We start from the raw sequence: 13618 nt of genomic DNA, 5'->3' as shown, positions 1-13618 counted from the left end.
GTGAAACCGGGCTAAGGAGAATACTATGAAAAAACTCGCTCTCGCAGCCGCTCTTTCCGTTGTCGCAACTGGCGCATTCGCTGGTGGTTATGTTGCCCCTACGGTTGTTGAGCCCGTAGTCATCGTTGAAGACACTGGTTCTTCCGCTGGCGGCATCCTGGTTCCAGCCATCGCAGTTCTGCTGCTGGTTCTGGCTCTGCACCACTCCTGATCCGCGGATCAGACTCGAATTTGGAAAGGCGCAACCCTCGCGGGTTGCGTCTTTTCTTTTGGGCAAACGGTGGTTGAGATACCCACCGCCTTGGGGCGCGCTACAGACCGGCCTCGGCCTCAATCTGCTTGCGAGACTTGCGCGCGCGTTCTGTCGCGGATTTCAACTGGCCACAGGCCGCCATTATGTCTTCCCCGCGCGGTGTGCGGATCGGAGAGGCATAGCCCGCCTTGTAGACGATATCGGCAAACGCCTCGATTCGCGCCCAATCTGAGCGCTCATACGGCGCGCCGGGCCATTCGTTGAACGGGATAAGGTTGATCTTGGCAGGGATGCCCTTGATCAGCTTCACCAGACGCCGGGCGTCTTCATCCGTGTCGTTCACGTCCTTCAACATCACATATTCAAAGGTGATCCGCTCACTGTTGGAGACCTTCGGGTACTCCCGCAGAGCGCCCAACAGCTCTTCGATATTCCAGCGCTTGTTGATCGGCACCAGCTTGTCGCGGACCTCATCGGTGGTGGCGTGGAACGACACGGCCAGTTGGCAGCCGATCTCCTGTGCCGTCTTGGCGATCTCGGGTACAACGCCCGAGGTCGACAGGGTGATCCGGCGCCGGGACAGGGAAATCCCCTCGGGGTCCATCGCGATTTTCATCGCGTCGCGGACGTTCTCGAAATTATAAAGCGGCTCTCCCATGCCCATCAGCACGATATTCGACACCAGACGGGGCTTGGCGTCCGAGCCCTCGCCTGTGGGCACCCATTCATCCAGATCATCGCGGGCCAGCATGACCTGACCAATGATCTCTCCGGCGGTCAGGTTACGCACTAACTTCTGGGTGCCGGTATGGCAGAACGAACACGTCAGGGTGCAGCCCACCTGGGAGGAGATGCACAGCGTGCCGCGATCCACTTCGGGGATATAGACCACCTCAACCTCATGCCCACCGGCGATGCGCACCAGGTACTTGCGGGTGCCATCGGCGCTGACCTGCTTGGACACGACCTCAGGCACATCGGCCACAAAGGTCTCGGCCAGCATGGCGCGGTAATCTTTGGACAGGTTGGTCATCTGCGCGAAGTCGCGCACGCCCTTCTGATAGAGCCACTGCCAAATCTGCCCCATGCGCATCTTTGCCTGCTTCTCAGGGGTACCCGCTTCGATCAACGCGGCACGCAAGCCATCCCGGGTCAGCCCGATCAAGTTGACCGGACCGTCAGGCAATTTACGAGGGAACGTGCGAACGTCCTGCGTGATGGGGGCATTGGCAGAAACAGGGGCAGTCATGACGACACTCCTTTGAGGAACGGTCTTTTAAGAAGCGCCTTCCATATAGGAGGCCGCCCGTCCGCGCAAATCAATCACGGCAGGTCAGTTACTGGGCGCACACCGAACCGAGGCGTCATCCATCGCACGCGAAAAACCCTGAAGGTCGAAGGTATCCACAACCTCGGTGCCACGGGTGGAGGTGGCGGTTAGCACCGCTTCCGTTCCGTCACGCATGGCGGCGATGATCCGCGCATCGTCCTCTGGCGACCCGGCCCAAGCCATCGGGCCTTCGGTGAACAGCGCAAACGTCTGATCGCCCACCACGACAGTCACGTCGCTGCCGACCGCGAATTGATACCCGCCAGTGTAGCTGATTTCACCCAGCCGCCCATCTTCGGGCCAATAGGAGACGAACATCAAAACCGTGTCACGGCTGATGTTGCCCGATACGTCCGTGCCGTTGCGCGAGGCGGTCGTTCCCGTGGGGGGTGACACGACCCAGCAACGCGCAGGATCTTCCTGCACGTAGACAGGCCAAGGGGCATCAGCGGTTTGCGCAAATCCGGGCATCGCTGTGCAAAGACCCAAGGCCAGCACGGTCACGCCGCTCAGTCCAGTTTTCATGGCGATGTCAGTTCCCGCAACGTGTCTCGGCGTCTTCTACCGCAGCCGTGAAGCCCAACAGGCTGAACGTGTCCTGCGTCTGGGTGCCCCGCGACGAGCGTGCTGTCAGCACAGCCTCTGCGCCGCGCTTCATGGCGGTGATGATCCGATCATCGTCCTGCGGCGACGCGGCCCACGCCATTTCGCCGTCGGTGAACAGCTCGAACGAGGTGCTGCCGATTGACATCGTCACGGTGGAGCCATCGGCGAAAGGATAGCCGCCCGTGAAGCTGACTTCGCCCAAACGCTCTTGGCCGGGCCAGAACGACACGAACATCAGGATTTCGCCGCGACGCACGGACACCACACGACCATCGCGCGTGTTCACCGTCTCAGATGGTGTGGAAACGACCCAGCACTGCGTTGGATCATCTTCGACGAACACGGACCAATCGGTCTCGGCGTTCACTCGGTTAGTTGATTCGTCCTGCGCAAACGCGCCTGTGGCCGAAAGGGCCAGTGCGCCCGCCAGAATACCAGCAAGATATGTCTTCATGAGTAAGAGCCTCCAGCCCCTTCGCTGCCTCTGGTCGGCACCCGTTTTTTAGGTCATCACAAAAGATGGGGCGTCCGACCGTAATTGCCCGTTAACGTAGACGAAAGACACGGTTGAAAAAAGCCCCGTGTGCGGAAATTCGCCGGGATGTGAACGGAGTAGGAGCAAATGACGATGACAAAGAACGCAACCGAGGTGTTGGTCGAGGTTCACAGGGGCCCGATTCTGGAGTGTTCGCACCGGGGACACGTTGCGATTTGGCGCCACGGAGAGGGTCTGATTGGCGGAATCGGCGACACGGAGGCCCGGATTCTGCCGCGTTCGTCCTCGAAAATGATCCAGGCCCTGCCGCTCGTGGAAAGCGGCGCTGCCGATGCGCGCGGGTTAACCCCAGAGCATCTGGCGCTGTCTTGCGCGTCCCATCAGGGGGCCGCGATCCATACAGATCGTGTGAGTGCCTGGCTTGCCGACATTGGCATGTCCGAATCTGACTTTCGGTGTGGCGTGCAATGGCCAAACGATGTGCCCGCCCGTGACGCGCTGATTTGTTCCCATTGCGGGCCGGATCAACGGCACAACAATTGCTCGGGCAAACACACCGGGTTCCTGACCTATAGCCAGCATGTGGGCGCGGGGCCGGAATATATCGACCCGTCACATCCCCTTCAGGCCGCCATTAGCGAGGCTTGGGACGACCTGACCGATGAGCCCAATCCCGAATTCGCCATCGATGGCTGTTCCGCCCCGAACTTCGCCACGCGCCTGTCGGGCCTTGCCCGCGCCATGGCGGCCTATGCCGCTGCCACAACCGACGGTGGCACGCGCCAAGCCGCGATGGCGCGTCTGCGCGATGCGATGATGTTGCACCCCGATCTGGTCGCCGGAGAGGGCCGCGCCTGCACCCGTCTGATGCGCGCCATGGATAAACGTGCCGCGATCAAGACCGGGGCCGAGGGCGTGTTCATCGCCATTATCCCCGAGCTGAAAATCGGCGTTGCCCTGAAGATCGCCGATGGAGCCACCCGAGGGTCCGAGGCGGCGATTGCCCACATCCTTGGCGCACTTGGGGTCCTGGACCCACAACACCCCGAGGCGCTTGCCTTCACCCACGGCCCGATCCGCAACTGGAACGGGATTGAGACAGGCCACTATCGCATTGCCGACGCGCTGACGGGGTTGCAGCTTTAGGCATCGGCAAAGGCCGCCTCGATCTTGCAGTGGATCACATCCTTTTTCAGGGGCTTGGTGATGTAGTCATCAAGCCCCGCGGCAAGGATACGCTCCCGGTCACCCTCTACGGCATGGGCTGTCATGGCAATAATTTGCACCCGTGGTAGACCCTGTTCAGCCTCATAGGCTCTGATTTGTTGCGAGGCTTCCAGCCCATCCAACTCAGGCATCGAGATATCAGTCATCACCAGATCCGGCACGTCGCGTTTGTAGGCGTCGACCAGTTCGACGCCGTTGTTGGCGATCTCCAAATCTAACTCCAACCCCTTCAACATGGCCTTGAACACGAGCTGGTTGGTCTTGTTGTCCTCCGCCGCCAGAAGGCGGAGCGGCTTGCTTGGCGATGGCGCCGGTTCAGCTTGTGTCACGGCGGGTGCAGGGCTGTGGGCATCGGACACTTCCCACATCAGCTGCTCGCGAAACGCGGCGAGCCCTTCGTGCAAGGCGCAGCTTTCGTAATCCTTTGGCGTATTGTCCGGCGGCTGAACACATAGACGCGGGCCGTTGAAATCACTCGCGTCCAATGCCGCGTTGACCTGTTCCGCGCCTATGCCCAGATCGCAGAGCACCACCGCTGCCGTCCCTTCCAGATCGCGCGGTGTAGGCAACCGCCTGATCTGCGTCGTTTCCGCATGGAGTCGCCCAAGGGCGGCAAACAACTGCGCCTCAAGCTCGGCGCACTGCCCGATCAACAACACCCGAGATTTCGTCACGGGCAGGCCCGCAACCGGTTCTTCCTCCCCCTCCGGGTCGGCTTTCAACGCGATCTTGAACCCGAAGGCGGACCCTTCTCCAAGCTCGGATTCCAACCACATCTCTCCGTTCATCAGGTCAATCAGCCGCTTGGTGATCGCAAGACCAAGCCCGGTGCCGTCGTGGCTGCGGTTCCGTTCGTCTTCGACCTGGTTGAACTCTCCAAACACATGGGCTTGTTTTTCCTTCGCAATCCCCGCGCCCGTATCCTCAACCACGATGGACACCTCCAGCGCGTCACTGGGATCGAGAGTCGGCATCGCCATAACGTGCACGGTTACATGGCCCTTTTCAGTGAACTTCACGGCGTTCCCGATAAGATTGATCAGAACCTGCCTGATCCGCCCGGGATCACCGATCAACCGCCGAGGCATGAAGATGTCGTAGTCCAGCACAAGCTCCAGCTCCCTTTCGCCAATGCTGGGTTCCAATAGACGGAAAATCTCACGCAATAGGGCGTTGAGGTCGAAGCTTTCTTCTTGGAGGACGAGCTTGCGTGCTTCGATTTTCGAGAAATCAAGGATGTCGTTGATGATCACCAACAACGCCTCTCCCGAATTGCGGATGGTATCGGCAAATATCTGTTGTTCTTCATTCAACGGCGTTTCGCGCAGCAGTTCCGCCATCGAGACGACGCCATTCATCGGCGTCCTGATTTCATGGCTCATGTTGGCGAGGAAATTGGACTTCGCCCGATTCGCTGCCAGTGCAGCATCGCGCGCCTCGGCCAGTTCCCGTTCACGGCGAATGTTGCCGGTAATATCGACCGCCAAAGATACGAAATCGCCCTGCGGGGTCTGTTTATCGTTCAACCGAATATAGGCGCCGTTCCATAGTTTGATGTCGGCTTTGGGGATCGGGTTCATTTCCCAACGGGCGATCATCTGATCGACCCAATCTTCCGGGTCTTCGCCTTGCAGATCAACGATCCCCTCTTCCACCCCGATGCGAAGAATCGCCTCGTAGGTGGCGCCTTCCGTCACATCCGCGACGCCATCAAAGATCGAAAAGAAGGCAGAGTTGGCCGCGACCAGTCGCCAATCACGATCAAAGATCGCAAAGCCATCTTCCGTGGCCGTTAACGCATCCCACAAGCGCCGCTGCGCCGTGACCGCGCGTTCAGTCGCCACCTCCAACTGCGCTTCGGTCTTGACCGACAAGCCCTTTAGCGCTGCATTTTCTTCACGTTGTTCAATGACTTGCGTAGACAGCGCCGTGGCATGTTCGGCTAGCTTTCGGTTTGCTGAATAAAGCTCCTCTGACCGCAGGGCGAGCAGTTGCTCGGCCTGTAGGCGGGCGCGCCTTTCCTGCGCCATTTTGTCGTTGAAATCTCTCGCCGCCATCGGGTGAAGTCCTGCACGTTTCAGACCCGCCCGTTTTGCGGCAACTTGCTGAACATAGCGTTAATCCGCCATTGCGCGGGCCCTAGTCGGAGGAATCATCGACAGACTCCCCGGCCCCGTGCCACCCTTGCCCCATTCAATTTTGCATAATTTTGTTTGAGGTCCGTATGACGCGCTTATTCGCTGTTGCTGCCGGTATCTTTTTTCTTCTGACCGGGGCCGTGTTGGCCCAAGGCGTTTTGCCCGACCGGACGCTGATAATTGTCCGCGATACCGACTTTCCGGGCAACGATCTGCGCCCGATCCTCGACACCACGCTAAGCAATTGCACCGCCGCTTGCCGCGCCGATCCTGATTGCGCGGCGTTCACCTTCAACAGCGCCAATAACAGTTGTTTTCCCAAGACCGCCGCGGGCGAGGGGCTGACCTACGCGGGGGCCATTTCGGGCATCTTCAGCGTCACGCCAGAGCCCGCCCACCGCCTTGCCGCACAACGGCGCATTGATCTCGCCTTCCTGCGCGACGCGGATTTCTCCGCCGCGCGCGATCAGGCCATAGGGCTGGGGCTGGTCCATTATGCCGGGCAATTCCCCGCCAGCGATTGGCGGCGTAGCGCTCAAAACGCTTTTGCGGAGGGGAACATCCAAGGCGCAATGCGCCGGATCGGGGCCGCAATCACAGCAGGCGACGTGGCCGAGGATTGGGCGACCTACGCCACCTATCTGCTCGCGCTAGAGCCTGACAATCGCTCGGCAGGGCAACGGCTGGAGGAACGCGCCCTGCTGGCCGCCCTGAACGCCGCCTTACGGTCCAATGACGGGGCACCCCTTGCCGCCGCACTTGATACGCTGGCCGAGGCGTTGGAACGGCGCGGACGCGGGCGCGACACCATCCCGACCCTGCGCCTTGCCCTGTCCCACGACGATACACCCGCCCGCGACGAGGCGCTGAGCCGTGTGCTTGGCCTTTATGGCTTCCGCGTCACCGATACCCGGGTGGATATCGAGGCGGACTTCCCCCGCATCTGCGCCATTTTCTCTGAACCCCTCGCAGCGGGGGGCGTCACCTATGGCGACTTCGTGCAGACCACGGTGTCCGACATCGCGGTCGAGGCCGATGGCCGCCAGCTTTGCCTGTCCGGCGTGCGCCATGGCGGGCGGTATGAATTCACCCTTCGCGCGGGCCTTCCCGCCGCCTCGGGCGAGGTGCTGCACGCCCCCATCTCTCTGCGCCAATACGTACGCGACCGGGAGCCTTCAGTGCGTTTCGCCGGGCGTTCTTACATCCTTCCGGGGTCTTCAAACGGCACTATTCCGCTCGTTGGGGTCAATACAGGGCTTGTCGACCTGCGCCTGTTCCATGTGGCGGATCGCAATATTCTGCGGACCTTGCAGCAGGATTACTTTGGACGTCCGCTGGCCGAATGGCAGGTGGATCAATTCGCCGATGAGATCGGTGAAGCCGTTTGGCAGGGGGAGGCTGAAGTCGCCCAAGAACAAAACCGTAGCGTCACCACGCGCCTGCCGATTGGGGAGGTCTTGCAAGGCCGCGCCCCCGGTCTTTATGCGCTGGAAGCCCGTGTGGGCGGTGCAGGCACGGCCGAGGGCGGAGCGACCCAGTGGTTCCTTGTCAGCGACCTTGGCATCAGCGCCATGAGCGGCACCGACGGCGTCCACGTCCTTGTGCGGTCCCTTGCCACGACTGCGGCCCATGCTGGCGCAACGGTTGACCTTATCTCGGAGTCGAACCGGGTTTTGGCCACGTTAGAGACGGATGAAGACGGCTACGCCCATTTTCCCGCAGCCCTTGCCGCTGGCGAACAGGGCGCTTCCCCTGCGCTTGTGACGGTGCGCCAAGGTGACAATGATCTTGCCTTTCTGTCCCTTCGTGACGCCGAATTTGACCTCTCGGATCGGGGGGTTGAAGGCCGCGCGCCCGCCGGGCCGATTGATGTGTTCCTGACCACCGATCGGGGCATCTACCGGGCGGGCGATACGATCCACCTGACCACCCTTGCCCGCGACCCTCAGGCGCAGGCGATTACCGGGTTGCCCCTTACCGCCATTCTCACGCGGCCCGATGGGGTCGAATACACGCGGCACCTTTTGGCGGAGACTGGCGCGGGGGGCTTTGTCGCTTCCCTCCCCCTTGGCGCGGACGTGCCGCGGGGCACGTGGCGGTTGGCGATCCACGCTGATCCCAACGCCCGCCCCCTGCGCGATACGCGGCTGTTGGTGGAAGATTTCCTGCCCGAACGCCTCGACCTCAGCATTGATCTGGACGCCGACGCAGGCACCGCGCAGTTTCAGGCCGATTACCTTTTTGGTGCGCCTGCCGCTGATCTTGCCATCACGGGCCGGCTTGCCCTGCGCCCCCGCTTCACCCTGCCTGATTACCCGGGCTTCCGGTTTGGCCGTTACGATGCCCCGCCGGAACCCGCGTTCACCAGCCTCGACACGCTGACAACCAATGCCACCGGGGCCGCCTCTGCCACCCTGCGCCTGCCCCGCTTTGACGGCATCAGCCATCCGGGTGAGTTGACCCTAACCGCAGAAATCACCGAAGGCTCTGGCCGCCCGGTGGAGCGTGCCGCCGTGGCCACCATCCTGCCCGACGCGCCCCTGATCGGCATTCGTCCCCTCTTTGATGGGGGGCTTCCCCAAGGGGTCGAGGCCCCCTTCCACCTTATCACAACAGGCGCTGACCCTATGGCGGTCCGATGGACCCTCAGCCGGGTAGAGCGGCGCTATCAATGGTATCGGCAGAACGGCAATTGGACGTGGGAGCCGATTACGACGCGCCAGCAAATCGCCATCGGCGAGGCGACGCTATCAACAGAGCCCACGGCCCTTTCCCTTCCCGTTGAATGGGGCGAATTTGAGCTGCGCGTTGAAAGCGATGAAGGCGGGTTTGCCGTGTCCTCCGTCAGCTTCAGCGCCGGGTGGTATGGGGCCAACGACGGCACCGATACGCCCGACGCGCTAGAGGTGTCCTTGGACGCCGAAGCCTACCGCCCCGGCGACACCGCGACCTTGCGGATTGTGCCCCGCACCGGCGGCCTTGCCCTCGTGCAGGTAGTGACGGATCGGTTGATTGATCAGCAGATCATCGAGGTCGGCGATGACCCCACCGAAATCACCCTTCCCGTGACCGACGATTGGGGCGCCGGAGCCTATGTGACTGCGACCCTGATCCGCCCGTTAGAGACTGTTTCTGGCCCCGCGCCAACCCGTGCCATTGGCCTTGCCCATGCCGCTGTCGCCCCCGGTGATCGGGCGCTGAATGCCACCCTTGAAGCGCCAGAAACCATGCGCCCCCGTGGACCGCTCGACGTGGTGCTGGGGGTGGAAGGCGCGCGGGCGGGCGAGGTTGTGCACGCCACCATCGCCGCCGTTGATCTGGGTATCCTCAACCTCACCGGGTTCGATGCCCCCGATCCTCAGGGGCACTACTTTGGGCAACGCCGCCTGGGCATGGCGTTCCGCGATATTTATGGTCGCCTGATTGATAGCCGTGACGGGGCCGAGGGGCGCATTCGCCAAGGCGGGGACGCAGGCGTGGGCTTGCGGATGCAGGCTGATCCCACGTCCGAAGACCTCGTCGCGCTGTTTTCCGGCCCGCTCACCGTTGGCGCAGATGGCACCGTCCGCGCCAGTTTCGACATGCCCGCTTTCAACGGCACGATTCGCCTGATGGCCACTGTGTGGAGCGATACCGGCGTCGGGCAGGCCGAGGCAGACGTGATTGTCCGCGACCCGGTCGTTGTTACCGCCAGCCTGCCCCGCTTCCTCGCCCCCGGCGACAGCGCCGCGCTTTTGCTGGAGATCACCCATGCCGAAGGACCGGTTGGAGAGATGCCTTTGGCCATAGCCTCCTCGCCCGAGTTCCAGATTTTCGGGCAGATCATCCCCACGGTCACGCTTGCCGAACGCGAAGCCACCCGCCTGCGCATCCCCTTTATCATCGCCGACCGCACCGGGCCGGCAGAACTTACCGTCACACTGACCACACCGGACGGTATCGACATCGTGCAGACCCTGACGGTCCCCGTGCAAGCCAATGACCCCGAAGTGGCGGAAACCACCCGCCTGACCCTCGCGCCCGGCGAAAGCTTCACCCTTGATGCAACGGCCTTCACCGGCTTCCACCCCCAAGGCACCCGCGCGATCCTGTCCGCCGGGCCTTTGGCCCGCTACGATGTGGCCGGGCTGTTGCAACGATTGGACCGCTACCCCTACGGCTGCACCGAACAAACGGCGAGCCGCGCGATGCCGCTATTGTATCTGTCATCGGTCGCGCAGGCGCTGGACCTGGGCACGGCCGACGATCTGGCGACGCGGATCGAGGGGGCCATCGCCTCGGTCCTGACCAATCAGTCGGCCAACGGAAGCTTTGGCCTTTGGCGCGCCTCCTCCGGCGATCTGTGGCTGGACGCCTACGTAAGCGATTTCCTCTCCCGCGCGCGGGCCGAGGGGCACGAGGTGCCAGACATCCCTTTCCAGACCGCTTTGGACAACTTGGCGAACGCGGTCGCGTCTCATCCCGACTTCGAGAACGGCGGAGAGGGGCTGGCCTATGCCCTGATGGTGCTGGCCCGCGAAGGGCAAGCCAGCATGGGCGACCTGCGCTATTATGCGGATGTGAAGGCGCAGGATTTCGGCACCGCTCTGGCCCTTGGGCAGTTGGGGGCGGCGCTGGCGATGTATGGCGACCAACCTCGCGCCGATGCGATGTTCGTGGCGGGATTTGCCCGGCTGTCCCTGCCCGGTCTGTCCGAGGACACGCGGCGCTGGCGTGTGGATTACGGCAGCCGCAGCCGCGACGCCGCAGGGCTTGTGGCCCTTGCCACCGCCGCCGGATCGCAAGCGGGGAACCTGCATGCCACCTTGCTGGAGACCGCGCCGCCCGTCGCGGATGCCTCTACCCAAGAGGCCGTCTGGGCCCTTCTCGCTGCCCATGCCTTGATCGACAATCCTTCAAGCAACGGCCTGCTTCTGGACGGGGCGCCGGTCGTTGGTCCATTGGTGCAGGTGCTCGACGATGAGAGCCTAACCCACAGGTTAGAGAATGGTGGAGAGCGTGATGAGGTCGTCACCCTCACCCGCTTTGGTCGCCCCGAAGGCGCGACAGAGGCGTTTGGCAATGGCTACCATATCGGCCGGGAGTACCTTTCACTGGAGGGTGAATCCGTTGACCCGGCAAATGTTGCCCAAGGCACGCGGTTGGTCACGATCTTGACCGTGACAAATACCGGGGCGCCAGAAGGGCGGCTGATGGTGAACGACCCTCTCCCCGCCGGGTTCGAGATCGACAACCCCAACCTACTGCAATCGGGCGATATCCGTGCGCTCGATGGGGTAGACGTGGCGATTGGTACCGAGATGACAGAATTCCGGGCCGAACGTTTCCTGGCCGCTGTAGACATGCGCGGCGGGCAGGACAGGGTGCGCATGGCCTATATCGTGCGGGCGGTGTCGCCGGGGGACTTCCACCATCCTGCGGCTTCGGTCGAGGATATGTACCGTCCTACCTATCGGGCGCAGACGGCCTCCGGCCGGATAAGCATCTTGGAATGAAACGCGCCCTCGCGATTACCTTCAGCCTGCTCCTCGCTGCGCTCCTCGCCGGCGGGCTGTTGTGGCTGGATCGTTGGATCGACGAGACAGAGCTGCCGCCGCTAACGCTGGAAACCGGGGTGGAGGTTCTGGACCGCAACGGCGACCTTCTACGGGCCTATACCGTGGAAAACGGGCGCTGGCGCTTGCCGGTGTCCTATGACGCGGTCGATCCGGCCTATATCGACATGCTTGTTGCCTATGAAGATCGCCGGTTTTGGTCCCATCCGGGCGTTGATTTGCGTAGTTTTTTGCGGGCCGGGTGGCAACGGCTCTCCACAGGGCGCATCGTCTCTGGCGGCTCGACCCTGACGATGCAGGTGGCGCGGCTGTTGGAGGATTCCGGCACCGGTGCGTGGGGCGGAAAGATCCGGCAAATCCGCCTTGCCTTGGCGCTGGAGCGGCGGTTGTCGAAGGAAGAGATCCTTACGCTCTACCTCCACCTGGCACCTTTTGGCGGCAACATCGAAGGGGTGCGTGCCGCGACGCTTACGTGGTTCGGGACTGAGCCCCATCGCTTGACCGCCGCGCAGTCCGCTTTGCTCGTCGCCCTGCCCCAAGCGCCGAACTCCCGCCGCCCGGACCGCTTTCCCGAGGCCGCGGAAATCGCCCGAAACCGGGTCTTGTCCCGCGCGGTGCAATTCACCGAATTGACCGAAGCGGAAATTGCCTGGGCCCGCGAGGAACCTATTCCAACCGAACGACGAGATTTCCCCGCCCTCGCCGCGCATCTGGCGGACCGGGCGATCACCGACAGACCCACGCAGGGGACGCATCACCTGACGCTCGACGCGAGCCTGCAACGGCAGATGGAGCGTCTCGCGATGCGCGCGATTGGCGATCTGGGGCCTCGCATGTCCGCCGCGATCATGGTGCTGGACCACGGCACCGGAGAGGTCTTGGCCTCGGTCGGATCGCCCGATTACACCGATGCCGCGCGAGAGGGGTTCGTGGATATGACCCAAGCCGTCCGCTCTCCGGGATCAACCCTGAAACCGCTGATCTACGGCCTCGCCTTTGACGCGGGGCTGCTGCATCCGCAAACGCTGATCGAAGATCGCCCGATCTCGATCGCTGGCTATGCGCCGCAGAATTTCGACGCCCTGTTTCGAGGGGAAGTGACCGCCGCGCAGGCTTTGCAAACGTCGCTGAACATACCCGCAGTGACCCTTCTGGAAGCAATCGGTCCGCACCAGATGCTATCGGCGATGGGACGGGCGGGAATGGAGGTTCACCTGCCCGAAGGGGAGGAACCAGGCCTTGCCATTGCCCTGGGCGGATTGGGCACGTCGATGCAGGATCTGATGGCGCTCTATGCCGGGATTGCGCGGGGCGGCGTGGCGGCGCCCCTGCACTGGCGGGAGGGAGACGCGGAGGAAGGGCAGCGCATCCTGTCGGACACGGCGGCATGGTATCTGGGCGACATCCTGGGGGGAGTTGCGCCGCCACCCAACGCGCCGCGCATCGGGTTGAGCTACAAGACGGGCACCAGCTACGGACACAGGGACGCTTGGGCGTTCGGTTTTGACGGGCAGCATGTGGTTGGCATCTGGATGGGCCGCGCCGATGGCGCCTCGGTGCCCGGAGCGTTCGGGGCAGAGCTTTCCGCGCCGCTGCTCTTTGAAGCTTTCTCCCGCATCAGTGACGAGACAACGCCGCGCCGCCCGCCGCCGCCGGGCGCATTGACCCTCACCACAGCGCAACTGCCCGAAACCCTCCGCCGCTTTATCCCCTCCGCTGCGTCCGGTGGCGACTCTGGCCCCGCCATTACCTTCCCTCCCGAAGGCGCGGTTCTGGCCTATCAACCGGGCTTGCCGCTTCTGGCGCGGGTCGCGGAAGGAACGCCGCCTTTCACCTGGCTTTGGAACGGCGCACCGGTGGCCACGCGCATATACGACCGCGAAATCGCACTAGAGGCCGAGACCGGCTTCGCGGAACTCACCGTCATTGACGCCACCGGCCAGGCTCAGCGCCGCCGCGTGGAAATCGAAAACTAGCCCCCCGCCACCCCAGTCTTTTGCAAAAGACTGGGGC

8 protein-coding genes are annotated in these 13618 nt (G+C 62.8%); 4 read left to right on the top strand and 4 right to left on the bottom strand.

What is annotated here, in order from left to right:
- The first annotated feature begins 25 nt into the window (after window positions 1–25).
- Entirely contained in the window at window positions 26–211 is a 186-nt protein-coding gene (locus AADW23_RS03910; RefSeq protein WP_341863224.1) for a hypothetical protein, read from the top strand.
- A 100-nt stretch (window positions 212–311) separates the two neighbouring features.
- Here the strand turns inward: AADW23_RS03910 and rlmN are convergent, their stop codons facing one another.
- The 3 genes from rlmN to AADW23_RS03895 form a co-directional block, all read right to left on the bottom strand.
- A complete protein-coding gene (gene rlmN, locus AADW23_RS03905; RefSeq protein ID WP_341863223.1) occupies window positions 312–1502 on the bottom strand; it encodes a 23S rRNA (adenine(2503)-C(2))-methyltransferase RlmN in 1191 nt (396 codons plus the stop codon).
- 84 nt (window positions 1503–1586) lie between these two features.
- Window positions 1587–2108: an invasion associated locus B family protein gene (locus AADW23_RS03900; RefSeq protein WP_341863222.1), complete on the bottom strand. Its 522-nt coding sequence runs from the start codon at window positions 2106–2108 to the stop codon at window positions 1587–1589.
- Window positions 2109–2115: 7 nt separating this feature from the next.
- Window positions 2116–2643 (bottom strand): invasion associated locus B family protein, encoded by a 528-nt coding sequence (locus AADW23_RS03895; protein WP_341863221.1) that lies wholly within the window; start codon window positions 2641–2643, stop codon window positions 2116–2118.
- Window positions 2644–2817: 174 nt separating this feature from the next.
- On the opposite strand from AADW23_RS03895, the gene AADW23_RS03890 reads away from it, so the two are divergent.
- Complete coding sequence (locus tag AADW23_RS03890) at window positions 2818–3831, top strand: asparaginase (protein ID WP_341863220.1); 1014 nt, start codon at window positions 2818–2820, stop codon at window positions 3829–3831.
- Here AADW23_RS03890 and AADW23_RS03885 read toward each other — a convergent pair.
- Window positions 3828–5969, bottom strand: a complete 2142-nt coding sequence (locus tag AADW23_RS03885) for an ATP-binding protein (protein ID WP_341863219.1) — start codon at window positions 5967–5969, stop codon at window positions 3828–3830. The two genes, AADW23_RS03890 and AADW23_RS03885, sit on opposite strands and share 4 nt — an antisense overlap.
- Before the next feature lie 167 nt (window positions 5970–6136).
- Between AADW23_RS03885 and AADW23_RS03880 the strand changes: the two genes are divergently transcribed.
- Together AADW23_RS03880 and pbpC are read left to right on the top strand one after the other, a co-directional pair.
- Complete coding sequence (locus AADW23_RS03880) at window positions 6137–11545, top strand: alpha-2-macroglobulin family protein (RefSeq protein WP_341863218.1); 5409 nt, start codon at window positions 6137–6139, stop codon at window positions 11543–11545.
- The gene (gene pbpC / locus AADW23_RS03875) at window positions 11542–13581 is read left to right on the top strand and encodes a penicillin-binding protein 1C (RefSeq protein ID WP_341863217.1); all 2040 of its coding nucleotides are present in this window, start codon (window positions 11542–11544) and stop codon (window positions 13579–13581) included. Before AADW23_RS03880 ends, pbpC begins: the two co-directional genes overlap by 4 nt.
- The last annotated feature ends 37 nt before the right edge of the window (window positions 13582–13618 follow it).

The organism is Gymnodinialimonas sp. 57CJ19 (genome assembly GCF_038396845.1).
Taxonomy (GTDB): Bacteria; Pseudomonadota; Alphaproteobacteria; order Rhodobacterales; family Rhodobacteraceae; genus Gymnodinialimonas.
Note: the sequence above shows the minus strand (reverse complement) of the source record. Positions and strands in the feature narration are given on the sequence as shown.

Excerpts from the sequence above, each read along its gene's own strand:
- AADW23_RS03880 (WP_341863218.1), top strand. The coding sequence starts at position 6,137 with ATGACGCGCTTATTCGCTGTTGCTGCCGGTATCTTTTTTCTTCTGACC.
- AADW23_RS03885 (WP_341863219.1), bottom strand. The coding sequence starts at position 5,969 with ATGGCGGCGAGAGATTTCAACGACAAAATGGCGCAGGAAAGGCGCGCC.
- AADW23_RS03900 (WP_341863222.1), bottom strand. The coding sequence starts at position 2,108 with ATGAAAACTGGACTGAGCGGCGTGACCGTGCTGGCCTTGGGTCTTTGC.
- rlmN (WP_341863223.1), bottom strand. The coding sequence starts at position 1,502 with ATGACTGCCCCTGTTTCTGCCAATGCCCCCATCACGCAGGACGTTCGC.
- AADW23_RS03890 (WP_341863220.1), top strand. The coding sequence starts at position 2,818 with ATGACAAAGAACGCAACCGAGGTGTTGGTCGAGGTTCACAGGGGCCCG.
- AADW23_RS03910 (WP_341863224.1), top strand. The coding sequence starts at position 26 with ATGAAAAAACTCGCTCTCGCAGCCGCTCTTTCCGTTGTCGCAACTGGC.
- AADW23_RS03895 (WP_341863221.1), bottom strand. The coding sequence starts at position 2,643 with ATGAAGACATATCTTGCTGGTATTCTGGCGGGCGCACTGGCCCTTTCG.
- pbpC (WP_341863217.1), top strand. The coding sequence starts at position 11,542 with ATGAAACGCGCCCTCGCGATTACCTTCAGCCTGCTCCTCGCTGCGCTC.